Origin of the sequence: Pseudarthrobacter sp. J1763 (genome assembly GCF_050490295.1) — a bacterium.
In the GTDB taxonomy this organism is placed as follows: domain Bacteria; phylum Actinomycetota; class Actinomycetes; order Actinomycetales; family Micrococcaceae; genus JBNPEO01.
The window spans coordinates 276,316-301,219 of record NZ_JBNPEN010000002.1; the positions used below are offsets into that span (position 1 = coordinate 276,316).

Genomic DNA, 24,904 nt, shown 5'->3' on the forward strand with positions numbered 1-24,904 from the left:
CGGGATCACTTACTTCGATCATGATCTACCTCGATCACAGGCAAGTGGTTCAGGATGGATCGAAGAACCGTGACAGCGCTCTCGCCAGCACTGGTAGCCTTCCGTTCTAGGATCAAACGGTGCGCTAATACGGATTCGGCGACTTTGACGACGTCGTCCGGAAGCACAAAGTCCCGCCCTTCAAGGGCAGCAGTTGCCTTGGCAGAGCGCAGAACATGCAGCATGGCGCGTGGGCTTGCACCCAAGCGCAGCTGCGGACTCTCACGTGTGGCACGGGCCAACTCCACGATGTAATCCTTGACGGTGGCCGAAGCATAAACATTTTTTACGGTGGCGATCATGCGGGCGATATCGCCGCTATGGACCACCGGGGAGATGCGCTCCAGAGGTGAGGACGACTGGTGGGTTTCCAACATCTGCAACTCCGCGGCCTTGTCTGGATAGCCCATGGAGATACGTGCCATAAACCGATCCCGTTGTGCCTCTGGAAGGGGATAGGTTCCTTCCATTTCGATGGGGTTCTGCGTAGCCACCACCATAAAAGGCTCACCCAGGGTGTAGGAATGTCCGTCAACGGTGACTTGATGTTCCTCCATGCACTCCAGAAGTGCGGATTGGGTTTTCGCTGATGCGCGATTGATCTCGTCCCCAATCACGATGTTGGCAAAAACGGCGCCTGGCCGGAACTCGAATTCATTCGAAGCCTGGTTATAGATCGAGACTCCGGTGACGTCAGAAGGGAGTAAGTCTGGGGTGAACTGGATGCGGTTGACCGAGCAATCGATGCTGCGAGCTAGAGATTTAGCGAGCATTGTTTTGCCCACACCAGGGACGTCTTCCAAGAGGAGATGCCCCTGCCCCAAAAGAACGGTGAGGGCCAGCCTTGCGGCTTCGGGCTTGCCGTCAATCACCGAGTTGATGGCAGCCAAGATCCGTGAAGCGGAGTCGTGAAAGTGGTTCCCAGCGGCTTCGGTAGCTTCGCTGATGTCTGGGCGGTCCACATTTGCCTCGTGTGCAGGCAAAGGGGATGGGGCCATGGCACGCGAGGGGGTTTCCATCGGTGTCCTTTCGAGTGATGTAACTCACGGGTTAGACATTTCCCTTCAGACTACTGACTTAGTGGCTGTGGCCATAGTCATTCGTGGCCCTAGGGTTAAGGCATGTGCAATTCTTCAACGCCGAGCCCGTACCAATTGCCTGCTGACGCGCAGAGTGCCCCCGTTGGTGATCAGGACCCCGACGTTTCCGGTGTGCGCCCCAAGCAAAGTTCCTCTGGCTCAAAACGCAAGCTTGAATATCCGCCGGCGCCGGCGCCTTTGCCGGTTGCCGTCATTGACAACCACACCCACTTCAACTTCCGTGATGGCTTGGTTGAGGTCAGCGCACCCGAGGCGATGGACGTTGCCGAATCCGTGGGCGTTAAAGCTGTGGTTCAGGTGGGTTGTGACCTTGAATCGTCCCGGTTCACGGTAGAAGCGGTAAACGCCGACGCGCGGCTTCTGGGCGCCGTGGCGATTCACCCTAACGATGCGCCACGGTATGCGGCACGCGGCGAACTGGAAAGTGCGCTCGCCGAGATTGAAGAAATGGCCCAACACCCCAGGATTAGGGCCATAGGAGAAACCGGGCTGGACTTTTTCCGTACCGATGGAGACGAGGACTTGGCTCAGCAGAGGTACTCATTCCGGCGGCACATTGACATTGCAAAGCGTCTTGGCTTGGCACTCCAAATCCATGATCGCGATGCCCACAGTGAAGTAGTCAAAGTTCTCAAAGAAGAAGGGGCGCCGGAGAGGGTCATTTTCCACTGCTTCTCCGCCGACGCTGAGCTGGCCAAGATTTGTAATGAGAACGGCTGGTTTATGTCCTTCGCCGGCACTGTGACCTTCAAAAACGCCGCTGGTATTCGCGAAGGATTGGCGGTGGCTGAGCGCGAATTGATTATGGTGGAAACCGACTCGCCATTTTTGACGCCGCACCCGTACCGGGGTCAGCCCAACGCGAGCTACATGATTCCCTACACGGTTCGCGGCATGGCGGAATTGACAGGAATTGAGCTTTCCGAGCTGGGGCAGTTGCTCTGTGATAACACCGAAAAAGCTTACGGAAGCTGGGAGTAACGCCATCTGAAGAAGTCTTGGAGAGGGGACACGATCCTCCACCAATGCATACTTAGTATGGTGTTTTCTTGGCCGCTTTATAACGCTTCGGTTACAGTGGATAACAAATAGCCGGGGTCGGGGAAGGCCTTCGGATTATTTACTCCTGCTTGAACTGCCCCGCGCGCCCGCCAGATGCTGACTAGATTCATCTAGAAATTCGTCCAAAAGTGCCTGCCACGGGTGGGGCCAAGTTGTGGAGTAAGGCAGCACATCTTTCGAGACGGCGCACCAGGAAAGCCCTTGCGGTAGATCCTGAACGTGCCGCAGCGATACCACTGTGCTTATCCCCGTGCCCGGACGCTTTCAGAGTTATGGGCAATCATGGTTAAGTTCTTTGCAACGAACGGAAAATTCAGTTTCCTCAAGGTAGGAACCCAAGTAGTAGTGCTTTGCGCACTCGTTTTGGGCATCGTGGCGTTTGTTGGTAACAACAAAACCGTCACCATCAGCGTTGATGGAAAAGTCAGTTCTGTTCAAACGTTCGGCGGCACCGTTGAACAAGTTGTAAAGAACGCAAAAGTTGAGCTGAAAGCCGCCGACCGCGTGAGCCCTGCATTGGACTCCACCGTCAGTAACGGCACAGTCATCAACGTGAACCTCGCCAAACAGGTCAAAGTCAGCTTGGATGGTACGTCCCGGAACGTGCAGACCACTTCACGCAATGTTGAAGGTCTAGTGACCGAGCTCGGTGTATCAACTGCCTCGGCCATCTCGGTTCCCAAGGACATGGAGCTCGCCGTTAGCGGCACCGTAGTCACCATTTCGACGCCGAAGAACGTCGCCATTGTGGCGGATGGCAAAACCACCAAGCGCGTCACCACCGCCACGCTAGTTAGCAAAGTTCTCTCAGACGCCGGAGTAAAACTCGACTCCGATGACACCAGCTCCCAACCGATGCGTGCCGCAGTGGTGAACAATATGGTGATCAAGGTTGCCCGTGTTGACACCACCAAGCGTGCCAACGTGGATGAGGCTGTGGACTTCCAGACTGTCAAGAGCTACAGCAGTGAGTTGTACAAGGGCGAGGAAGAAGTCACCGTTGAAGGTGTCCCCGGAAAACTCACCAAGGTCTACAAGCTTGTTCTGGTTGATGGTAAAGAAGTCAGCCGCACACTCTTGACGCAGAAAATGATCACCAAGCCGGTTGCCGAGCAGGTCACCGTTGGCACCAAGTCCAAGCCCAAGCCTCAGGTTGCGGCAGCAGTTGCAGCCAGCAGCAACAGTGGTGCTGCTGCTCCGGCCATGATGAATGAGGCCATGTGGGACCGGATTGCGCAGTGTGAATCCACTGGCAACTGGTCCATCAACACCGGCAACGGCTACTACGGTGGTCTGCAGTTCGACATCGGTACGTGGCTTGGTGCCGGTGGCGGCGCCTACGCCCCAAACGCAGCTATGGCCACCAAGGCGCAGCAGATCGACATTGCTAACCGCGTTTACGCTCAGCGTGGTCTGTCCCCGTGGGGCTGTGGTTGGGCTGCTGGAGCCTAAATAGCTCCTCATAGTTCGGTGCAAACCGAACATTGAATAGCGATGAGAGCAGTGGGCCGGGCCGGTTGGTCCGGCCCACTTCTGTTTAGTCACCGCTGACGGCCCATTTTGTGGGGAGACGATACGATACCTAGGTGACTGAAGCCATCCCGGATCCCGCTACGAACTCCGTCCCGAAGACTGTTGCGCCGGCTCCGCTGTTCGGAGCTGCGGATATTCGTCGTCTTGCCGAAGAGCTAGGTGTCCGGCCCACAAAGACATTGGGTCAAAACTTTGTGATTGATGGGAACACCATTCGTCGAATTGTGGCTGCCGCCAAGATAGATCCAGCGGAGACGGTCCTTGAAGTTGGTCCGGGCTTGGGCTCACTCACCCTGGGCTTGTTGGACGCAGCCGCAGCGGTGGTAGCCGTTGAGATTGACCCAGTTCTGGCCAATAAACTCCCCGAGACGGTAGCTAAGTGGCGTCCCGAAGCAGCCAAGAATTTTGAACTTATTCTCTCCGACGCTATGAAGGTCACAGAGCTTCCGGGGCCACCAACAGCAGTAGTCGCGAACCTCCCTTACAACGTTGCGGTGCCAGTGGTGCTCCACTTGCTGGAGCACTTCCCTTCCATTCAGCATGGCTTGGTGATGGTCCAGGACGAGGTAGCAGACAGGCTTGCCGCCGGCCCGGGCTCAAAGATTTACGGAGTCCCTTCGGTCAAAGCTGCGTGGTACGGGAACATGCGTAAAGCCGGAGTGATTGGGATGAACGTTTTCTGGCCAGCCCCCAAAATCCACTCTGGCCTGGTTGAATTCGTTCGCGGAACTCCACCCGAGACCCGTGCAACCCGCAAGGAAGTTTTTGCCGTGATTGATGCGGCCTTTGCCCAGCGCCGCAAAACCTTACGCGCTGCGCTCTCCGGTTGGGCCGGCGGCGGAGCAGAAGCCGAACGGTATTTAGTAGCTGCCGGGGTAGATCCGAGTGCTCGTGGCGAAGTCATTGACATCAACGCTTTTGCCCGGATCGCTGAAGCCAAATTGCCGCTTGAAGCATAACCTCAAAGAATGAATAAAAACCTGAGCGTCGTGGGACGAAGCGTTAGCGTGCGAGCGCCTGGGAAAGTAAACGTCTCGCTCAAAGTTGGTCCGCTTCGTGACGATGGCTACCACTCGGTGGCAAGCGTTTACTTGGCTGTTTCCCTGTATGAGGAAGTGACAGCGACTGCTACGGCCTCGGATCAGATTACGGTCTCGATCAATCCGGCTAGCACCCTGGACTTGGATGGTGTGGACATTCCACTCGACGAGCGGAACCTTGCCTACCGTGCTGCCGTACTGATGGCGGAGGTATCAACGGAATCCACTGGGGTGCACCTGGATATCCTCAAACGCGTCCCGGTTGCAGGAGGTATGGGTGGCGGCTCAGCGGATGCGGCAGCTGCGCTCTTGGCGTGCAACACACTATGGAATGTGGGTCTCTCACGGGAAGAACTCGCTGAGCTGGCTGCGGAACTGGGCGCAGATGTTCCCTTTGCGCTTTTGGGTGGGGCTGCAGTTGGGCTGGGCGTCGGCGATAAACTCACGCCCGCTCTAGCTAAGGAACCGCTGGAATGGGTGCTGGTGGGTGCAGGTTTTGGTTTGTCCACTCCCGCTGTGTTTGCCGAGCTGGACAGGCTGCGGGCGAGCGAAGGACGGGACGTAGAACCGCCACATGAAGTTGATGCGGCAATAGTCCAAGCCGTGCGGGCCGCCGATCCTCAAGCGCTGAGTCAAGTGTTAGTAAATGACATGCAACGGGCAGCGATTTCTTTGGCCCCGCAGCTCAAAGAGACCATCGGTTTGGGGGAGTCATGGGGCGCATTGGCTGGGATTGTCTCAGGTTCTGGCCCCACTGTTGCACTCTTGATGCCGGGCCGCGGGGATGCTTTGGAAATGGCAGAACGCTTGCGTCATGCCGGCATGGACGCCCAAGCCGTACACGGTCCAGTTCATGGCGCGCGAATTCTCAGCGACACCCAGCGCGGCTGAGGCGATTGCTCCGGTACCGTAGAGGGGGCCCGGAATCTGATCCGTCGCCCAGCGATTGTGGAAAGTGGTAGTTGTGGCACACCTGCTCGGCGGCGAAAACCTCGCCGTATCCTTTGCAACCCGAACCATCTTGGACGGGGTCACTCTGGGCCTTGAAGAGGGCGACCGGATTGGCATGGTGGGGCGTAACGGCGATGGTAAATCAACGCTGATGCGCCTGCTTGCTCAACGCAGCACCCCCGATTCTGGCCGTGTAACCAAGCGTAGAGACGTCAACGTTGGTTACCTGGACCAGAGTGACGTCCTAGACGGCGAATTGACAGTGGGCGCCGCCATCGTGGGGGATCAAGCGGATCACGAATGGGCTTCCAACCCGCGCATTCGCGAAATTATGGGTGGCCTGGTTGAGGACGTGGATTGGCACGCGAACGTCCACACACTCTCCGGTGGCCAAAAGCGTCGTGTTGCTCTGGCCAAGTTGCTCATTGAAGATCACGACGTGATTATGCTTGATGAGCCAACTAACCACCTCGACGTTGAGGGTGTTGCTTGGCTGGCTCGTCACCTCAAGACACGTTGGCGTGCTGACCAAGGCGCGTTCTTGGTGGTTACTCACGACCGGTGGTTCCTCGATGAAGTGTGTAACTTCACGTGGGAAGTTCACGACGGCATTGTTGACCCGTTCGACGGCGGATACGCCGCCTATGTTTTGGCGCGCGTCGAGCGTGACCGGATGGCCGCCGTCGTCGAAAATAAACGCCAGCAGCTGGTGAAAAAGGAACTTGCGTGGTTGCGCCGCGGTGCGCCGGCACGTACTGCGAAACCTAAATTTCGGATCGAAGCGGCGAACGAACTGATCGCGGACGTTCCCGAGCCCCGTGATTCCCTGGCGCTGAACAAAATGGCCACTGCGCGCCTCGGAAAAGACGTTCTGGACCTCGAAAACGTTTCGCTTACCCGTCTAGCGGCGCCCGGTTCTAACGACGCCGGAAAACCGCTTTTTGAGAACATCACCCTTCGTTTGGCGCCGGGTGAGCGCTTAGGCATTGTCGGGGTTAATGGCGCCGGTAAAACGACGCTGCTCAAGATGCTCAACGGCGAGGTAGCACCAACGTCCGGTCGCCTCAAAAAGGGCAAAACCGTTGTCACAGCTGTTCTGACTCAGGAGGTCAAAGAGCTCGATGAGCTTGCTGACTTGCGTGTGGTTGAGGTGATTGAACGTGAGAAACGGACATTCAGCGTTGGTGGCAAGGACCTCAGTGCCGGTCAACTCGTGGAGCAATTGGGCTTCAGCAAGGAAAAGCAGTGGATCCCGGTCCGGGACCTCTCCGGTGGTGAGCGTCGTCGTTTGCAATTGCTGAGACTCTTGGTGGGTGAGCCCAACGTTTTGATGCTCGATGAGCCCACTAACGACCTCGACACTGACACCCTTGCCGCCGTGGAAGATGTTCTGGATGGTTGGCCCGGGACGCTGGTAGTGGTCAGCCACGATCGGTACCTTTTGGAACGAGTGACCGATCACCAGTTGGCGCTGCTCGGCGATGGACAACTGCGCGGTCTTCCCGGCGGTGTTGACCAGTACTTGGAACTGCGTGAAGCAGCGCTGAGTTCTGCCACGGGAACCAACGGAGCTTCTGCGTCCAAAAATGCGAACGCCAAGGATTCCGCTCCCGCGGGCCCCTCAGAGTCGCAGAAACGCGACGCCCGCAAGGCGTTGAACCGGCTTGAGCGCCAGTTGGGCAAACTCGCCCAGCAGGAAGAAAAGTTCCATGCCCAACTGGCCAGTGCATCAGAGTCCGGCAACGCAAAAGCCCTGTCAGAGGCCAACGCCAAGCTTCAGGAGCTGCAGCGAGACAAAGAAGGCTTCGAACTCGAGTGGATGGAAGCCGCCGAAATCCTCGGCGAGTAAGAACGCGGGCCGCAACAAGGCGGTAGCCGGTGTCCTCCGGAAGTGTGCGTCTAAGCGAGGAACGAGCGAGCACACGGAGGAGTGGCACCAGCTACCGCCGGTCCTAACCACCCGCCGTCGAACGCCAAGCCCTAGTCCTCGAGGTGCAACTGCGGATCCTTCTGCAGCCCGGTGAGACCGTTCCAGGCCAGGTTCACTAGGTGCGCGGCAACTTCGCGTTTGTCTGGGCGCCGTGAGTCCAGCCACCATTGGCCAGTCATCGCCACCATGCCCACGAGCATTTGGGCGTACATGGCGCCGTCGTCTGAGCTGAAGCCGCGTCGGGCGAATTCGTCCGAAAGGATGTATTCCACGCGCGCCGTAATCACGGACAGCAGGGTGGAGAACGCACCTTCAGGTTGCGACGGGGGAGCGTCCCGCATCAGGATCCGGAAACCGTCGGTTCGTTCTTCGATGTAGCTCAGCAGTGCAAGCGCCGCGCGTTCCAAGAGAGCCCGCGGTTTGTCTTCGGCCGAGAGAGAATCGGTGATGCTGCTGAGCAGGATGCGGAACTCGTGTTCCACCACTTGGGTGTAGAGGCCTTCTTTGGATCCGAAGTGTTCGTAGATGACAGGTTTGGACACCCCGGCTGTAGCCGCAATCTCTTCAATGGTGGTGCCATCGAGGCCCCGAGCGGCAAAAAGTCCTCGCCCAATTTCAATTAATTGCGAGCGTCTTTGGCTTGCCGTCATACGAACACGGCGGGCCTGAACACCGGCCGTGGAAGGTGCTGGGGGCCGTGGATTGTTGGTGCTCACCCTTCAATCATGCCCCATTCAAAGAGGGCGAGTCGCAATCAGTGCCTCCGGCATGGCAAACTATATTCCTGTGTGCGGAGGCCAAGCGCTTTCACTGCACACATTCCGCTCTGGTGTAATGGCAGCACCCCGGCCTTTGGAGCCGTGGAGTATAGGTTCGAATCCTATGGGCGGAACGAACATGCTATGCCGGATGTGGCCGGGATTAGTCCGGGTTCGGTGCGGGATAAGATGGTCGTGTTGCTTGATTTCGGTAGTGGTGAAGCTACGCCGGAAAGCTAAACGAACCTCTTGAGCTAGGAGCTTTATCCGTGATGACCACCGAATCCGGTGCTGCCGCTGTTATTGTCCTCGCCGCCGGCGCCGGTACGCGGATGAAATCGCGAACCCCCAAGATCCTGCATGAAATCGGTGGCCTGTCTATGGTGGGCCACGCTATCAACGCAGCACGGGGAATCAATCCTGAAGCATTGGCTGTGGTGGTTCGCCATGAACGCGACCGCGTTGCTGAACACTTAAGTAAAATTTCCCCTGATGCCTTGATCGTTGATCAGGATGACATTCCCGGCACTGGCCGTGCCGTTGAAGTTGCGCTTGACGCGCTTGACGCCAACGCTCCCCTTGAAGGCACAGTGGTGGTTACCTATGGCGACGTTCCGCTCCTGACGAGTGAGCTTTTGCAAGAATTGGTTGCTACTCACAACACTGACGGTAACGCCGTTACGGTGTTGTCGGCGGTTCTTGAGGACGCTACTGGGTACGGACGAATTCTCCGGGCCGAAGATGATTCTGTTGTGGGTATTCGGGAGCACAAAGATGCTTCGGAAGCTGAGCGAGCCATCACGGAGGTCAACTCCGGAATTTACGCTTTTGATGCGGCAATTTTGCGTGAGGCGCTCAAAAAGATCACCACGGAAAACGTTCAGGGCGAGAAGTACTTGACTGATGTTCTTGGCTTGGCCCGTGAGGCTGATGGGCGTGTGGCCGCTGTTGTCACCACGGATCGCTGGCAGGTTGAAGGCGCCAATGACCGTGTCCAGCTCTCTGCCTTGGGTGCCGAATTGAATCGCCGTACTGTTGAAGCTTGGATGCGTCAGGGCGTTACGGTTGTTGACCCCAACACCACATGGATTGATTCAACAGTTCGTCTTGAAGAGGACGTTCGAATCTTGCCCAACACGCAACTTCACGGCACCACCACGGTGTCCCGGGACGCCGTCGTTGGCCCCGATTCCACGCTGACCGACGTTCAGATCGGTCAGGGTGCAAAGGTGACACGCACTCACGGAAGTGGCTCGCAGATTGGCGCAGGCGCTTCAGTGGGGCCCTTCACGTACCTTCGGCCTGGCACCGTGTTGGGTGAGGTTGGCAAAATCGGCGCCTTCTACGAAACAAAGAACGTCACTATTGGCCGAGGGTCCAAACTTTCGCATTTGGGCTACGCCGGAGACGCTGAAATTGGCGAAAACACCAATATTGGCTGCGGAAACATCACAGCTAATTACGACGGCGAGAAAAAGCATCGCACTGTCATCGGCTCGGGCGTGCGGACAGGTTCTAATACCGTCTTTGTGGCACCGGTAACTGTTGGAGACGGCGCTTACAGTGGTGCCGGAACAGTTATTCGCAAGGACGTTGCGGCCGGTGCGCTGAGTGTGAATGTGGCGCCGCAGCGTAATTTCGAGGGCTGGGTGATTGCCAACCGACCGGAATCGGAATCGGCACAATTGGCCAGTAGTGCACAAGAAACATCTATGCAGGGCGATTCAACGGAAGAGGGCAACTAAAGATGTCTGAAATTACCGCTACTGGCGAGAAGACGATGGTTCTGGCAAGCGGCCGGGCCCATCCCGAACTCGCTCGCGAGATCGCTCAAGAACTGGGCACCGAGTTGCTTCCCATCGATGCCTACGACTTCGCTAATGGTGAGATCTACGTACGCGCAGGCGAGAGCGTGCGCGGAACCGACGTGTTTGTGATTCAGGCCCACCCGGCACCGATGAACAACTGGCTGATGGAGCAGTTGATTATGATTGACTCCCTCAAACGTGCCTCTGCCAAGCGCATCACTGTTGTTTCACCGTTCTACCCTTACGCTCGTCAGGACAAAAAGGGCCGGGGTCGCGAGCCTATTTCTGCCCGCTTGGTTGCAGACCTGTACAAGACCGCTGGTGCTGATCGCATTATGAGTGTTGACCTGCATACCTCACAGATCCAGGGCTTTTTTGACGGCCCCGTTGATCACCTTATGGCTATCCCGCTCTTGGCTGACTACATCCGTACCAAGGTGGGCGCTGACAACGTCACGGTGGTTTCCCCTGACACTGGACGTGTCCGTGTTGCGGAGCAATGGGCCGAGCGTTTGGGTGGCGCTCCGCTGGCGTTTGTGCACAAGAGTCGCGACCTTACCGTCCCTAACCAGGCCGTTTCCAAGACCGTTGTTGGTCAGATCGAAGGCCGTACCTGTGTGCTGATTGATGACATGATCGACACCGGTGGAACCATCTCCGGCGCTGTAAAGGTACTCAAGGATGCCGGAGCCAAAGACGTTATTATCGCTTGCACGCACGCTGTGTTCTCGGATCCTGCAGCTAAACGTCTCGCGGAGTCCGGCGCCCGTGAAGTAGTGGTCACCAATACCTTGCCCATTGACGCTGATAAGCGTTTCCCGCAGCTGACAGTGCTTTCTATTGCACCGTTGATCGCCCGCGCGATTCGCGAAGTGTTCGACGACGGTTCGGTGACGAGCCTGTTCGACGGCGCCGCCTAAACAATTGTTGTTCCGGCAGGGTCTCAGCGTAAATGCTGGGGCCCTGCCTCGTTTTTGGGGGATGCGGTAGAGCTGGTAGGATTTACTCGATACCTTGGCGAGGGAGAAGTTCGGAGCAATCCGGTACTAGTCTCCGTGATCGACTGGGTCTGAAACTCCTTCAAGCAGCCACAATCTGGCCGGCGTAGAAGGTCGCATACAGACCTCCGCCCTTGCTGAACAACCAACGTCGCACCACAAGAGCTGCTTCGAAATAACCTTTTGAAGATTTCTGCTCGCGCGGCCCAGTAACTCAAGGAGAGCCACATGGCTGACATCAAGCTTGAAGCACAGCTTCGCACCGAATTTGGTAAGGGCTACGCACGTCGTGCACGTACCGCCGGCCTCATCCCGGCCGTTATCTACGGTCACGGTGCTGAGCCGTTGCACGTAAACCTGCCCGGCCGCGCAACCACCTTGGCCGTGCGCGCAGCTAACGCCCTGCTTCATTTGGACATCAACGGTGAAAAGCACCTCGCCTTGGTTAAGGATGTTCAGCGCGACCCGATCAAGCAGATCATCGAGCACATCGACCTCTTGACCGTTAAGCTCGGCGAGAAGGTTACCGTTGACGTTCCTGTACACGTTACCGGTGAAGTTGCTCCGGGTGCTGTAGCTAACCAGGAAGCAATGACCATTTCCCTCGAAGCTGAGGCAACCCACTTGCCGACCGCCATTGAGGTAGACATCGAAGGCCGTAAGGCTGGAGAGCACGTTTACGCTTCGGACTTGGTTCTGCCGAAGGGGTCAGAACTTTTGGCTGACGCTGAGACCCTGATTGTCAATGTCTCTGAAGAGGTTGACAACGAGGCCGAAGCAGATGAGGCAGCTGAAGAAGTTGCAGCACCTGTTGAGGCTACTGAAGAGGCTGCAGCAGGGTAATTCTGCCCAACGCACACTGATTCACCACCTCCGGCCGGGACTGACACAGTCCCGGCCGGAGGTTTTTGTACGGCAGGGCTGCCCGTGAGGCAAGGACTGCCGTGAGCACACACCTAGGATGGAACGTATGACTGACAAGTGGCTTGTTGTGGGCCTTGGAAATCCTGGGCCCGAGTATGCAGGCAATCGCCACAATGTGGGTCAAATGGTATTGGACGAGCTAGCCGGGCGAATCGGCGGCTCCTTTAAAATACACAAGGCCCGGGCTCAAGTAGTTGAGGGCAGGCTAGGTATTGGCGGCCCACGAGTGGTTCTAGCCAAGCCGATGAGCTACATGAACCTCTCTGGTGGCGCTACCTCGGCACTGGCGCGCTTTTACGACGTGGCCCCTGAGAACGTGGTGGCGGTTCACGACGAGATCGACATCCCCTTCGCTAGCCTCAAGCTCAAACTCGGTGGGGGAGAGGGAGGTCATAACGGTCTGCGAGACATCTCGAAAGCATTGGCAACAAAGGAATATTTGCGTGTGCGCGTTGGAGTGGGCCGCCCGCCAGGCCGTATGGACACCGCCGACTACGTCCTCAAAGACTTCTCCTCAACGGAGCGCAAAGAGCTGCCTTTCCTGATCGACACTGCGGCAGACGCCGTGGACCTTCTAGTCCGTGAGGGTCTACTCGCCGCACAGCAAAAATTTCACGGAAGCGTTTGAGACAAACATCCATTGTTTGGTTCAGCGGCCTGTGGTAGTTTAAGCTTCAAGCGCCACCTGACCGGGCATGATTAGTGTCCGGCTGCCGAGAACACGGACCCTGGCCGTGGAGGGCGCCCCACTTGGGGGGGTGGGCTCAGAAGGCGGCGTGATGGATTTGCGGCACGTGCAGGGCACCATCCCCATAGGGATGATTCCGACGTCCTTGCCCACATTAGGCATGGCTGATCGTCGGCAATGGACTTCCCTTGCCCGAAAAGCTGCGCTGGAACAGACAATCCAAACCCTGAGCATCAGTGATGAGCACTTTGGCGTTGTGATTCGTGGCGGACCCGGGATGGGGAAATCGGTTTTCGCGAGGACCCTAGCGACTGAACTCTCCGGGACCACCCACGTTGTGCACCTTTCGGGCGCGGACTCCCGATGGCTGCCGCATTTTTCACAAGTTTCGCACCTTTTAGCTAGGCTTCCAGACGCCTCGGACTCGCACCGGGATGTGGTTGCAGCACTAGCCCACATGATCCTCAGTGACGCGGCCGGCAGCCCTGTGTTGTTGATTGTGGAGGACGTCCAAGACATGGATGACCTAAGCACGGCAGTGGTGATGCGCTTGCTACTGGGCGGTTCGGCAAAGCTAGTGGCCTGCGTTCAAGAGCTTGCCCACTTACCACTGGATCTGGTGGATCTTTACAAGGATGGGCTCCTACAGGAGCTCAAGTTCGCACCTTTGGAATCTGACGAAATTTCAGCGTTGCTCTCAGCCGTGTTGGGAGCCCCCGTTTCTCGCACAGCAATCACAATATTTTCTCACGCCAGCGGTGGAAGCCCTTTGGCGCTGCAAGCGATGGTCGTGGAGCAACTGAACTGTAACAACTTGTATTTGGCCGGTGCTGTGTGGGTCTTGCGCGCTCCCGTCATCGCGCATCCTGATGGACCGCTGGATGAACTGGTTCGAAGCCGGCTTGCCGAGGAACCGGAGGATGTGCGTGAGGCCCTCGAATGGTTGTCCTTACGCCGGCGGGCGCCGGTTTCCGACTTGCTCAAACTTGTGGGTCCAGCAACGGTTTCAGTGATGGAACGCTCCGGTTTGCTGAGCATTGTGGACGACGGACGGGCGTGGGTAACACTTTACGAACCGTATATAGGCGTGGCAATCCGCGGATGGATGGACTCATGGCAGCGTAGATCCTTGTACAGCAAGGTCTCCAACGTACTTGCTGGCATCAGTGAATCAGCAACGCCGGCGGAGCTGATGAGCTTCGCGGAATGGACTTTGGAATGCGGCGAGTCGCTATCATCACGTTTTGCGCTCAAGGCAGCCCAAGCTGCTAATTCCCTGTTCCATCCAACATTGGCGATTGCGTGTACTGAGCAGATCACCCAAAAAAATCCGGAATGGCTCGGTGCGGCGCTAGAGCGCGCTCGAGCTTACGGAACGCTTGGGGACTACCGAGGTGCCGTCATTGCCCTGGATGAGGTTTCTCGCGAACGACTAGATTCCGCGCCACCGCTGGCCTACGGCAGACATGTCTTGGATCTGTGCAGCGCACTGTTAGAAATTGACGGCGGCTACGCTCGAGTAGACAGTGCGCTGATGGCCGCTGAAACGCGGCTAGGGGATCCGGCCGATCCACGAAATGGCGGCGATTCGCGCGCACGTGATCAAGCATTATTGATGATCCGGCTCGCTAAGTTGCAATATCTCGTCCACCGCGGTGGCCTTGCCCAGGCAGTGCCACTGCTCGAAGAAGGCTTCCAGAAGCACGGCACGAGCGACTTTGGCCTTGGATGCGCAAGTTTATTGGCGTATTGCTGGACTATTGTGGGCCGCGAAATTGACGGCGTAGCCCTAGCCAATGACATCAAAGCAAGAGTCAATGCTTCTGATCTACCGCCCTACGTTCGCCGATGGCGTGAGAACGCCGTGTACACCGGCCTGCTGTGGTCCGGAGAGTGGACGGAATGTCTTGACGGGCTGAAGACGTTTATGGACAGCCAATCAACGCTCACCTTCGAGCGCGGCGGTGAGACCGAGCTGGCCCTGGGGTTGGTGTACACCTACGCAGGCCGGATTGATCGAGCGATCGATGTACTGCGTGCTGCAAATGCCTTGTTAGCAGAAGGAGTTCGCGGATCCTCCTACGGTCTCTCGCTATCGGCACTAGCCTTCGCCTATGCCCAAGCTGGTGATGTCCGCGAGGCCCGCTCGTTCCTTGAACAGGCTTCCTTACAAACAGAACCAAAGGGCTGGCTTGCCCAATGGACGGCCGGGTTCTGCGTCCAGATGGCGCGCCGATGGTTGCGAGACCCGGGTGCCAAACAATTGCTTATAGACTCCGCGAACGAGGACATAACGGCGGGCCGGATGGTCACGGCATCCATGTCCCTATTTGGAGCCACCGTTCAGGGAAGCGACGCCGAGCTAGCACTTCTCCAAAGTGTTTCAACTCAGCGTCAGGGCCGGATGGCCCGCGTGAATGCATTGGTGGCAGAAGGTAGCCGCCATAAGGACGCCGGAGCGCTGATGAGAGCTGCTGGAATCGCTGCCGAGCTGAGGCTCGACGTGGTGGAATCCCGTTGCGTGGTGCTGGCACTGGACGTAGCCTTGGCCTCCGGAGACACCACCACGGCCAAACAAGCACAGCGTCGGCTAGATGCTCTTACACCGCGGCTGCCCGGACTTCCCTTGTCCCCCCATAGCCAGGGACCAGAGCTTACTGAACGCGAACGGCAAGTGGCTCGCTTGGCTGCCCAAGGGATGAGCAACAAAGAGGTTGCCACCCACCTTGAAGTTTCGATTCGCACCGTTGAAGGACACCTGTATCAAGTGTTCACTAAGCTAGGCATCACCTCACGAAGTGGACTTGGTGATGCTGGAAACTGGTGACTTAGCCGTGGCACAGATGCCGAGCGAACAATGGCACGATTACAGCGGTGTCCTAGCAGGGGTAACAGCAGCGATCAGCTCACCGCACTGCTGGGCTGTTTTCCTTGTGGGATCTCCGGGGTTAGGCGCCACAAGCCTGCTAAATCAACTCAACCGCAAGCCAAGCGTCGGCAGACATATCGTGGACGTTCGAGCCACTACAAGCCTGTCCACTGTGGAGTACGGCGCGCTGGCACCATTCCTGCTTGGCCTGACACCAGAGGATCTGGAGCTGCCGCAGTCGGTGTTACGCGCACTGCGCGAACAGCTAGGACTGGGGGACCCGAACGTGGAGCCAGCGTTGATCCTGGTAGACGACGCCCACACCTTGGACCCCTCGAGCGCTGAAATTTTGGCTCATATAGTCCGGGCAGGTTGGGCAAAATTGGTTGCCAGCGCTTCGCCATATCCCGGCATTCCTGGCCCGCTACTGCGTTTTTGGATCGACGGTGCCGCTGAACGTTTTGACCTGCACCCCTTGAGCAAAAAGGACGCACAGGAATTCTGTCAAACCCTCCTGGGTGGTCCGGTTTTGCGAAGCACAGCGCAACAAATGTACGCCGAAAGCAACGGAAATCCTCTGTTTCTCAAAGCCCTCGTGGAGGAGGCTCAAGCGTCCGGGGAACTCGAAAAACGTCGCGGCATATGGCTCAATCAGGGCATTACGGGGATCCGTCCACCCAAACTGGCTACCGTCGTCGAACGTTACCTTCGTGACCTCACACCTTCCGAGCGCGAGTGTCTTGAACTTGTTGCCCTCGCCGAACCTGTGGAACGGCACCTGATTGAGGCGCTTACGGGCGAACGCGAGACGCGCAGACTCGCGGAAATCGGTTTCATTTCCACAACAGCGGAATCCGTGTACGTCGGACAAGGAAAACCTGCGCCGCTAATAAAGCTCACCATTCCAGTGATCGGCGAGCTCCTGCGTAGGACAACTTCACGTGCGCGAAGTCTGAACTGGCATCGTCGCTTCCGCTTACATGCCGGTTACGACGGTGGCGGGGAAATGGGCTTAGTGCGTCGCGTTACCTGGGCTCTGGACAGTGGTTCGGAAGTTCCTGACGAGCTGATATTGCGAGCAGCGGTTATTGCTTGCAATCTCTTCGAGTCTGAACAAGCCGTCCGTCTGGCCCCAGCAGTCCGGAACCACGAACTTTCCTCAGAAACTAGTGCAGTGCTAGCTCGTGCGTATTTCAACCTTGGCAGTTTTGGTGAAGCGTGGGCATTTTTGGGTTACGGGGGGCCCAGAATGTCAGTGGCAAATAATCCACAACATCGGCCAACAATGTTTAATAGTTTGCTGCGGGCCGGGATTCGTATGGCCCTAGGTCAAGCCCCAGCGCAGTTAGCGGCGGATGCGGCAGCATTGCGTGAATCGGGGAGTAACAGCGGGGCGGATGGTGTCTCGGATCTAGTGATTGAAGGCCGAGCCAGCGTAATAGAAATGATGGGGCAGTCCTTATCTGGCGACTATGCCGGAATGTCTAGAATCCTGGGCGGATCAGGAGCGGAGTTGGGAACGGATAATGACTCGCCCGATGACATCCTCAATCAGGCTTTGCTGTGTGCCCTTGATGCGGAACGGCTATGCGCGCAGGGCGCCCCAGTCAAAGGACAGGCAGCGGCTGCCGAAGCAATCGCGCTTTTGGAGAATTATCACCACGAAGCATTCGTATTGCACGAATGGATTGCCCTAAGGAGCATTATTTGTGCGCTTTTTGCTGGCCACTGGGATGCTGCCACAGCGCAAGTAGAGGGCTACTTCGCGTCTACAGCTGGCGTGTCAGCAGCGCTTAGCGGAGGGGACTACACGATCAGAGGGTTTATTGCAGTCCGCCGCGGTAGCTTCCCAGAGGCCTTGGAAATCTTAGAAACCGGGATGGAAGCGCTCCGGGTTTTGGATCCGCGGCAAATTTTTGGTGTGTGTGCTGGGCTGGCAGCCTATTGTGCAGCCCGTGATGGTCAACTGCAACGTGCAAGCAACTTGCTCGCCGAACACCAGCGAGATAGTAGCAAAGGAGTTTATCTACTGCGATTCATGGCTAATGCCTTTGCGGCGGCCGCACGCGAGTACATCGTATCGGCGCAGAACAAGGATTCGCTGGCTAGCGATATTTTGGGAAACGATCCATCAAATTACGGCACAAACGGGGACGGACTGTCATTGCTACTCGGCCTGGCTGCGGAAGCGAGGAGCAAAGGTGCAGGGATGCTGGAAATGATGGCACTAGACCTTGTCATGGACTTGGGCGATCGGAGCGAAACGCAGCGTTTTGTGGCCCTAACTGCCGAGGTCGAAGGCCCTTGGGCGCAGGCTCTGCACGGCTACAGTGCAGCGCTGGCCACAGGCAATACTGACGGACTGTTAACGGCAGCCGCGAGCCTCCAGCGAGCCGGACTCGACGGGCTGGCCGCCGGTGCATATGCCGAAGTCCTCAACGAGCTAGGGACCGGCTCCAACCGAGAAGCACGTCAGTGGGCACGTTCTGGCCTTGCTGCCATCCGGCCGGAGGCCAGCGCACCTACAGCCTTAACAAAGCGCGAGAAGTTGGTAATTTCCCTAGCCCGTCAAGGTCTCAGCGACAGGGACATTGCCCAGGAGCTCCAACTGTCTGTCCGAACCGTTGAGGGGCACCTGTACCGCTCCTACATCAAACTCGATATACCCGGGCGGGAGTACTTGGCCCATCTGGAAGAGCACCAAATTCACTGACGAATGAGGAGCCATTACCTTGCTGCCTTAGCGTCCCACCCGTCCTGCGCGTAGTGGTTCTCAGCAAATGCGAGTACTGACTACTGGTGCGCAAGCCCGCACCTCCCTGCTTAGCTACTTATGGGGCAAGCGACTTCTAAGGAAGTCGGTGAAGGCTATGCTTGGGGGCAAAAATGCTGTTGAACACGGATTCTGGGGCTAGTCATGTGAATGCGGCTCCCCTGTGGCCTGTGGTGGGTCGCAAAGAAGCCATAGAAATGATCGCCGAAGGCCTGAGCGAAAATCGCTCTGGTGCGCTCATCACTGGTGAAGCCGGATCGGGCAAAACGTTCCTCGCCCAAGAGGCACTCAAGGACGTTCGTGAGCATGGCTACGTGGTCTCGTTGCGGGGCAGCCACACGCTCGCTAACACACCCTATGGGGCCCTCAACGTATTACTGCGAGACGTTGACTCAAGCTACCTGAACCATCCAGTTCTGGTGTTGTCTGGCTTGACGCGCTTGCTGGCAGAACACTCCGACGGCCAGCAGGCAGTCATCTTTGTGGACAACGCGGTTGATATTGACCAGCTTAGTGCCGTGGCCTTGGCACAACTTGCACGCAACGGTGCTATCCAGCTGATACTTACAGCCACCGAACCTGCGAGCCTGCCGCACGCTTTCCTAAGTCTGCGCGATGAAGGGCTTGTTACAAATGTTGAGCTGCGGCCGCTGACCTTAACTCAGACCCGTGAATGGCTGGCAGAAGCATTGCAGGCGCCATGTTCCCAAGCGGCCGTGCGTGCTCTGTGGAAGAACAGTGGAGGTAACGTCCACCACCTCAAGTTGTTGAGTCAAGAACTTCTCGAATCGGGGGCGCTCTCGAAGGCTCAAGGCAACTGGATTCTCAGTGGGGAAGTATCAGTTCATTCGCGGGCAGTAACAGAGCTGATAGTGGCCAAGATAGGCCGGTTAGACGAGGGCGAGCACCGGATCCTCGACATCGTGGCGCTCGCCGAAAGTGTCCCGCTGGAAGTATTGCTGCGGCTCGGAGCGGCTCACGAGATTGACTCATTGGAGGAGAAAGGACTTCTCGAACTAGATCATAGGGCGCCCCGACATGCTCGAATCCACAGCCCCCTACTGGCCGGCGTCGTCCGCAGCGCGGTACCTCAGGGCCGCAGTAACCACCTCCGAGCGCTCGTGATAGAAGCCTTCCAGGGGGACACCCTTCAACCAGACATCAAGCTCGCCTTAGCGGTATGGGGTCTGGACTGCGGGGCAGCCCTCACAACAGCGGAAACCGTTGAGAGTGCGGGACTTGCCAATGACGCGTCCAAGCCGAATTTGGCTCTGCGCTTGATCCGTTCCCTCCTGGACGATGCCCAAACCGGTAGTTCTGCCGCCGAAGAAATACGTTCACTCTTACTTTTGGGCAAGATAGGTCAGGCAAGACTGGTCCTTGGCCGATTCCGCAAGGTGCCAAGGCCCTTACTGAACGTAGCTCAGCGGGTGCGGCTTTTACTGGCGGGGAGTTCGGTACTTCTGGCCACCCAAGGGGGAGGCCCAGGGGCGGCGCAGCAACTTGACCGTGCACGGAAAGAATTCGAAATGGCCGCCAAGGACCCGGCGTTGGCGCGCGAGGATGAGGCGATCTTCGAGCAACTTCTTTTGAGCGAAGCCGGGGCCCGCTCCTATTCGGGTGATTACCCAACGCAAGTGAAAGTGCTAACAGACCTTTTCAGTCAGCCTGTTCCACGTAGCTCGGTATTCAGGCTCTTAGGAGGCAGCATGCTTTGTGAGGCGCTGGCCGTCACCGGGCAGATGGAGCAGGCGCGCTGCCTCGCCGAGGAACTTTTGGCTGAATGCCACAGGCCAGAGAGCGTTGCAGTTGCGGTCCAACTGGCAATTCCGAGGATTCGGTACGCGCTGCTTTTGGGGGGACACCTTGAAACAGCAGCCAGCACTATCAGTCTTGGTGAACAAAGCGCTGCCCGGACCCATTACCAAATGTTTAATGCCACGGAGCTACCCGCGGCCATTGTGGCCGCGGCGCAAGGTAAAGCTGGCGTTGCTCTTGGGCTCTTGAACCCCGCAATCGGACAACTGCGGGTTGGCGACGCTGAAGGTGTGCTTGCGCTTGCTTGCTCGGCTGCTGCCTATGCACATGCCCTGAACGGAAATAAAAGTGAGTCCCAGAAACCTCTAGCTGAAGCAGCTGCTCAAGATCGGCGGGCCACCTATCTGGTGGAACGCACAGCACAGTATTTTGCTGCTCTCGCTCGGATGATCAACTCGGCTGGATTGGACACTGCACCGGGGAGTTCTATGCTCGCCACTGAGTTGCTGTCCATGGCAGGAGAAGAACAACAGCGGGGAGCCACTACGCTCGAGTTGTACTGCCTCAGCGCTACACTACGGTGCGCGGAACTTAGCGGTAACCTCGCTGTGGCGCGGCGTTTGAGTGAAGCATCCGTGTTGGCGGACGGACCATTCGCGCAATTATGCGGAAAATTTGCTCGCGCCGTTCTCGCTCAAGATCCATCGATGTTGGTGGCTGTCGCCTTGGAAGCGGCTGAGCAACAGAATCATCGCTTTGCGCTCGACGTCGCTCGCTTGGCGGAGTTGAGATCGGTGGCCTTGCAGGACCGCAACGCACAATATCTGGCCAAACGCTTAGCCGATCAGTACAGGCACGTTCTAGGGGTTCGGTCAGTGGGCAGCGAGGACATGCAACCGCTGACTGCTCGGGAACTTGAAATAGCTAGGATTGCGGCTCACCAGGCTAGTAATCGTGAGATCGCCAGCCAGCTGCACGTTTCCGTCCGAACCGTTGAAGGACATTTGTACCGAATCTTCCGGAAATTGAAGATCTCCGAACGGTCAGAACTGCTTTATTCTTTCCTAGAGCCTGAGACGGTCTAGCCGTGACAGACGAACTGATTGTTGAACGGCTCATTGGGCGCTTTGCCTTGGTGCAAGGTGTGGTGGATTGTCTGCTGGATCCCTCAGGACCCGGTGTCCTGCTGTTGGGTGACGCCGGGATGGGCAAGACGGCTCTGATGCACCAAGTATTAGAGGAGCTGGGCGGGCGGGTGCGGCCCTATCAAATCAACGCTGGACCTTCGCTGGCGCGGGTTCCGTATGCTGCTCTGGCCCCATTGCTGATGGAGCTCACGCCGGAACAAATTGACCAGCCAATCGCCGTCTTTGATGCACTCTCAGTTCAATTTAGCCCCGATCGCCGGACCGGCGCTGTTCCGGCCCTTCTTGTGGTTGAGGATGGACAGTATCTGGATGAAAACAGCGTGGCTTTGGTGACGCAATTGATGGTGGCCGAGGTGGTTCGTGTTGTTTTCCTATGCCGTACCTTTCCCGCGCCACCAGCTGAACTATTGACTATGTGGTCTGAGGGTCTTCTGGAGCGTTTTGAGGTCTTGCCTTTGGAACCTGATGAGGCTGTAGAAATGTGCCAGGAAGTTCTCGGTGCACCGGTTGTTTCATCCACAGTCGCAGTTCTGCTCCGTCAATCCAGTGGAAACCCAATGCTTCTGCGGGAACTACTGCTGCAGGGGCGTCAGAGCGGCCAGCTTGTCCAAGGCAACAACTCGTGGATCCTTAATGCCCCAGTCCAGGCCGCGGGTTCAGGACTCATGGACATTGTGCGGCAGCAAGTGCTGGGCCTTGACGAAAGCGATCGGCAGACCCTAGAGACCGTGGCTTTGGCTGAAAGTTTGCCGCTGGACACTCTGGTGACGCTCTGTGACAACAACTCCATTGATCATCTTCAGGAGCTCGGTTTTATCCACGTCGCGGAGGATCACAAACGGCACGTTCGTTTGGTCAAACCCCTAGTTGCCGAAATTCTGCGTCAACTGGTGCCAAAAGCCCGAGGCATGGCCATCCGGCATCGGATTCTTGCAGCTTTGGACGGAAACCCCGAAACCATGGACGGGCTCCTGAGATTTGTGCTGTGGTCCCTAGAAACGGGCGCACCTGTTGACGAGGAGACCATTCTTCATGCTGCACGTTTAGCGAACCGTCTCTACCTGCCGGGCCAAGTGGAGCAGCTGGCATTGGCCATCCACTCGGCGAAATATCGCTGTGAAGCCGCGGTAGAGCTGGCACGGGCCAGGTATTACAGCGGGGACTATCGTGCGGCCAACAGCGCCCTGAACTACGTAATAGATGAGGCGCAGGATCCGCTGACCCTGCGGCAAGCATCCCTTCTGGCCGCGCAGTTGGCAGCCAGCCGTGGCGCGGGTTCTGCCGGTGTAACTCTTGTAGCTCGTGCCTGGAATGTTGCCTTGCAACGCCTAGCTGCCGTTGGGACGCTCTCGGCCCAAAAAGTTGCAGTCGAGCAAGATGCAGCCCGGCTTCTTTGGCTCTCGGCGAGTCATGCCGATGGCCGCTACGGTGACGTCCAGTCTGAGCTCGCCGCACTATGGGAGCATTCGGAATTGCTGGAAAATCGTATCCAGGCCGGGCTCTTGCTCAGTGAATCCTTAGCGCTGACTGGTCAAGCATCAACAGCCTTAGGAATTCTTGACTCGGTGGCCACGTTGCTCAGTACTGACGTTGCCGAACACCACTACTACCGGCCGGAACTGATACGTATCCAGCTCGTGGCGTTACACCAAGCGGGCGAGTATCAGGTTCTAGAGGGCTATGTTGGCCATCGCATCGTAGAAGCCGAAAATTCGCTCTTGTATATGGGCAGTCTCTTGCAATTTGCGGTGGGAGCGGCCGAATTGAACCGCGGAGCCCTCATCCAAGCACTTCCGCACTTGATCCAGAGCGTTGAAATGCTGCGCTTAAGAGACGTTCGTGGACTGCTGCCAGAAGCGTTGGCTACGGTGGCCTATGCCGCTCACTTGGTCGGCAGAAATGACCTGGCAGTCAGTTATCTAGCTCAGGCCGACGCTCAGCCTTTGGTGGGCAGGGAACTCTCTCTAGTGGCCCGCGCCAGACTGATTAGCTTACAGAATGAGATGAGTAATGCTCGCCTTCCACTGTCCCAGCTAGTGTTGTTGGCCGACGAAGCCGCAGCGGCCGGCGCCAGAAGTGCCGAGCTGGAGGTGCTTTATTCGGCCGTCCGGCACGGCGAAGCGTCCCTCGTGTTACGTCTGGCATCCGTAGCCGAAAAATGTGAAGGCCGTCGTGCGGCTTTTGTTCTCGAATTCTGCCGAGCAATTGTGGTCAAAGACGCAGTCAAGCTCACCGATCTGAGCGAATTGGCCGCCCGCGAAGGCCAGTACCTGGCTGCGGCTGACTGTGCAGCTCAAGCGGTAAAGATCTTGGATTCTCGTGGCGATCAAGCACGTAGATTCGGGGCCCAGCGACTTTACAAGCGACGCATTGCTGCCCTGACTACCGGCGGTGTATTAAGGGAGCCCAATAGCCCCGACCTTGGCAAACTGACTCGACGAGAGCAGGAGATTGCCACGCTGGTTCAGTCCGGCTGCAGCAATCGAGAAATTGCCCTGCAGCTTTCTGTATCGCTGAGGACCATTGAGGGGCATCTGTACCGGATTTTTGCGAAGCTGGGAATTAGCCGCCGCGACGATCTTGCTGGGCGGATCAGCGTCTATCTCTAAACACGTTGTCCTGAGACAGTACCAGTGACGCTGGTGGGTGCCACAGGTACCCAAGGTGGAAGGTGATCCTAAGTACTCGTCAGTGACGTGCGGGCTCTGGAGCGCAAAAACGGGTAGGGCATACTCGTGTTTTGGATGAGGCGTCCCTCTAGCTTTGAGGTATCGGATAGGGAACGCCGTGCCGAGGATGGGGTACCCATCCGAACTGGCTGCCGTTGATTGGCGGACTCCCGGTTGCGACCGGGAGGAACAAGGACGGGGTCGGTGGTGAATAAGCCTTTGAGACCGAGGCTTCCCCCAGTCACCACCGGCCCCCCAGTTTTCTCGGTTTTTGTTCGTTGCTCTCATCAAGGCGGAGGGAAGGAAACCTTCTTATCGCGGCCTTATGTGTCAGCTGAATCCGAGGAAGGGATCCGTAGGGGTGGATAAGGCAACCAAGGATACGCTTTCTCTGTTGCTCGCCGACCGCCAGATTTGGCTGCTGGCGGCGCCTCGTACAGACCACCCGATCTCGCCAGAGCTGATGGAATTAATTGTCGCCGGCGAACTGACCGTGGTGAATTTTGACGATCTCAACCCGCAGGGCAGCAGTGACTCGCACAATGTTTCGGAAGGTGACGTTACTAGGCTCTCGCATCGCGAACGCGAAGTGGCCACCTTGGTGGTGCAAGGTCTCAGCAGTGCAGAAGTGGCACTGGCACTGGATATTGCTGTGAACACGGTGAACGCCCATCTGCAACGAGCCTATAGAAAATTAGGAGTCTGTTGCCGGCAGGAGCTGGCTCTTTTGTGGGCAAGTGCTCCGCAGACGTCAATCCGCGAAGCTCAACGGTGAGTGAGGCAACCAACCGAGGACAAGTGGGACAATAGGAAGGCATACCGGCGGCTGACCGGATGCCGTCCACAAGGAGCAGGT

General features: G+C 57.4%; 16 protein-coding genes and 1 tRNA gene. 15 read left to right on the forward strand and 2 right to left on the reverse strand.

Features of this window, described 5'->3' with window-relative positions; all coding sequences use genetic code 11:
- Positions 1-5: 5 nt before the first annotated feature.
- Complete coding sequence (locus ACQQCD_RS03260; protein WP_430266959.1) at positions 6-1,058, reverse strand: AAA family ATPase; 1,053 nt, start codon at positions 1,056-1,058, stop codon at positions 6-8.
- Between the two features lie 102 nt (positions 1,059-1,160).
- Here ACQQCD_RS03260 and ACQQCD_RS03265 point away from each other — a divergent pair, with 102 nt between their 5' ends.
- From ACQQCD_RS03265 to ACQQCD_RS03285, 5 genes are all read left to right on the forward strand, one after another.
- The gene (locus ACQQCD_RS03265) at positions 1,161-2,120 is read left to right on the forward strand and encodes a TatD family hydrolase (RefSeq protein ID WP_430266960.1); all 960 of its coding nucleotides are present in this window, start codon (positions 1,161-1,163) and stop codon (positions 2,118-2,120) included.
- A gap of 363 nt (positions 2,121-2,483) precedes the next feature.
- The gene (locus ACQQCD_RS03270) at positions 2,484-3,653 is read left to right on the forward strand and encodes a transglycosylase family protein (RefSeq protein WP_430266961.1); all 1,170 of its coding nucleotides are present in this window, start codon (positions 2,484-2,486) and stop codon (positions 3,651-3,653) included.
- 146 nt (positions 3,654-3,799) lie between these two features.
- Complete coding sequence (rsmA, locus tag ACQQCD_RS03275) at positions 3,800-4,693, forward strand: 16S rRNA (adenine(1518)-N(6)/adenine(1519)-N(6))-dimethyltransferase RsmA (protein WP_430267037.1); 894 nt, start codon at positions 3,800-3,802, stop codon at positions 4,691-4,693.
- A 9-nt stretch (positions 4,694-4,702) separates the two neighbouring features.
- A complete protein-coding gene (locus tag ACQQCD_RS03280) occupies positions 4,703-5,665 on the forward strand; it encodes a 4-(cytidine 5'-diphospho)-2-C-methyl-D-erythritol kinase (protein ID WP_430266962.1) in 963 nt (320 codons plus the stop codon).
- Positions 5,666-5,738: 73 nt separating this feature from the next.
- Positions 5,739-7,574: an ABC-F family ATP-binding cassette domain-containing protein gene (locus ACQQCD_RS03285; RefSeq protein WP_430266963.1), complete on the forward strand. Its 1,836-nt coding sequence runs from the start codon at positions 5,739-5,741 to the stop codon at positions 7,572-7,574.
- A gap of 131 nt (positions 7,575-7,705) precedes the next feature.
- Here the strand turns inward: ACQQCD_RS03285 and ACQQCD_RS03290 are convergent, their stop codons facing one another.
- Positions 7,706-8,305, reverse strand: a complete 600-nt coding sequence (locus tag ACQQCD_RS03290) for a TetR/AcrR family transcriptional regulator (protein WP_430267038.1) — start codon at positions 8,303-8,305, stop codon at positions 7,706-7,708.
- A gap of 170 nt (positions 8,306-8,475) precedes the next feature.
- On the opposite strand from ACQQCD_RS03290, the gene ACQQCD_RS03295 reads away from it, so the two are divergent.
- From ACQQCD_RS03295 to ACQQCD_RS03340, 10 genes are all read left to right on the forward strand, one after another.
- A tRNA-Gln gene (locus tag ACQQCD_RS03295) sits at positions 8,476-8,547 on the forward strand.
- 138 nt (positions 8,548-8,685) lie between these two features.
- The gene (gene glmU / locus ACQQCD_RS03300) at positions 8,686-10,158 is read left to right on the forward strand and encodes a bifunctional UDP-N-acetylglucosamine diphosphorylase/glucosamine-1-phosphate N-acetyltransferase GlmU (RefSeq protein WP_430266964.1); all 1,473 of its coding nucleotides are present in this window, start codon (positions 8,686-8,688) and stop codon (positions 10,156-10,158) included.
- 2 nt (positions 10,159-10,160) lie between these two features.
- Positions 10,161-11,141, forward strand: coding sequence for a ribose-phosphate diphosphokinase (locus ACQQCD_RS03305; RefSeq protein WP_430266965.1), 981 nt, complete (start codon positions 10,161-10,163; stop codon positions 11,139-11,141).
- 306 nt (positions 11,142-11,447) lie between these two features.
- Positions 11,448-12,062: a 50S ribosomal protein L25/general stress protein Ctc gene (locus tag ACQQCD_RS03310; protein ID WP_430266966.1), complete on the forward strand. Its 615-nt coding sequence runs from the start codon at positions 11,448-11,450 to the stop codon at positions 12,060-12,062.
- A 127-nt stretch (positions 12,063-12,189) separates the two neighbouring features.
- Positions 12,190-12,771 (forward strand): aminoacyl-tRNA hydrolase, encoded by a 582-nt coding sequence (gene pth / locus ACQQCD_RS03315; RefSeq protein ID WP_430266967.1) that lies wholly within the window; start codon positions 12,190-12,192, stop codon positions 12,769-12,771.
- Positions 12,772-12,922: 151 nt separating this feature from the next.
- Entirely contained in the window at positions 12,923-15,658 is a 2,736-nt protein-coding gene (locus ACQQCD_RS03320; protein ID WP_430266968.1) for a LuxR C-terminal-related transcriptional regulator, read from the forward strand.
- Entirely contained in the window at positions 15,642-18,413 is a 2,772-nt protein-coding gene (locus ACQQCD_RS03325; RefSeq protein WP_430266969.1) for a LuxR C-terminal-related transcriptional regulator, read from the forward strand. Before ACQQCD_RS03320 ends, ACQQCD_RS03325 begins: the two co-directional genes overlap by 17 nt.
- Positions 18,414-18,586: 173 nt before the next feature.
- A complete protein-coding gene (locus tag ACQQCD_RS03330; RefSeq protein WP_430266970.1) occupies positions 18,587-21,316 on the forward strand; it encodes a LuxR C-terminal-related transcriptional regulator in 2,730 nt (909 codons plus the stop codon).
- 2 nt (positions 21,317-21,318) lie between these two features.
- Positions 21,319-23,988 carry a LuxR C-terminal-related transcriptional regulator gene (locus ACQQCD_RS03335; RefSeq protein WP_430266971.1) on the forward strand — a complete coding sequence of 890 codons (2,670 nt, stop codon included), beginning with the start codon at positions 21,319-21,321 and terminating at the stop codon, positions 23,986-23,988.
- 421 nt (positions 23,989-24,409) lie between these two features.
- Positions 24,410-24,823, forward strand: coding sequence for a helix-turn-helix transcriptional regulator (locus tag ACQQCD_RS03340; protein WP_430266972.1), 414 nt, complete (start codon positions 24,410-24,412; stop codon positions 24,821-24,823).
- Positions 24,824-24,904: the final 81 nt, after the last annotated feature.

What these genes read in the sequence shown, in the direction of transcription:
- ACQQCD_RS03310 (WP_430266966.1), top strand. Translation starts at nt 11,448, where the DNA reads ATGGCTGACATCAAGCTTGAAGCACAGCTTCGCACCGAATTTGGTAAG.
- ACQQCD_RS03280 (WP_430266962.1), top strand. Translation starts at nt 4,703, where the DNA reads ATGAATAAAAACCTGAGCGTCGTGGGACGAAGCGTTAGCGTGCGAGCG.
- ACQQCD_RS03320 (WP_430266968.1), top strand. Translation starts at nt 12,923, where the DNA reads ATGGATTTGCGGCACGTGCAGGGCACCATCCCCATAGGGATGATTCCG.
- ACQQCD_RS03265 (WP_430266960.1), top strand. Translation starts at nt 1,161, where the DNA reads ATGTGCAATTCTTCAACGCCGAGCCCGTACCAATTGCCTGCTGACGCG.
- ACQQCD_RS03260 (WP_430266959.1), bottom strand. Translation starts at nt 1,058, where the DNA reads ATGGAAACCCCCTCGCGTGCCATGGCCCCATCCCCTTTGCCTGCACAC.
- ACQQCD_RS03305 (WP_430266965.1), top strand. Translation starts at nt 10,161, where the DNA reads ATGTCTGAAATTACCGCTACTGGCGAGAAGACGATGGTTCTGGCAAGC.
- ACQQCD_RS03325 (WP_430266969.1), top strand. Translation starts at nt 15,642, where the DNA reads ATGCTGGAAACTGGTGACTTAGCCGTGGCACAGATGCCGAGCGAACAA.
- ACQQCD_RS03290 (WP_430267038.1), bottom strand. Translation starts at nt 8,305, where the DNA reads ATGACGGCAAGCCAAAGACGCTCGCAATTAATTGAAATTGGGCGAGGA.
- ACQQCD_RS03330 (WP_430266970.1), top strand. Translation starts at nt 18,587, where the DNA reads ATGCTGTTGAACACGGATTCTGGGGCTAGTCATGTGAATGCGGCTCCC.
- glmU (WP_430266964.1), top strand. Translation starts at nt 8,686, where the DNA reads ATGACCACCGAATCCGGTGCTGCCGCTGTTATTGTCCTCGCCGCCGGC.
- ACQQCD_RS03270 (WP_430266961.1), top strand. Translation starts at nt 2,484, where the DNA reads ATGGTTAAGTTCTTTGCAACGAACGGAAAATTCAGTTTCCTCAAGGTA.
- pth (WP_430266967.1), top strand. Translation starts at nt 12,190, where the DNA reads ATGACTGACAAGTGGCTTGTTGTGGGCCTTGGAAATCCTGGGCCCGAG.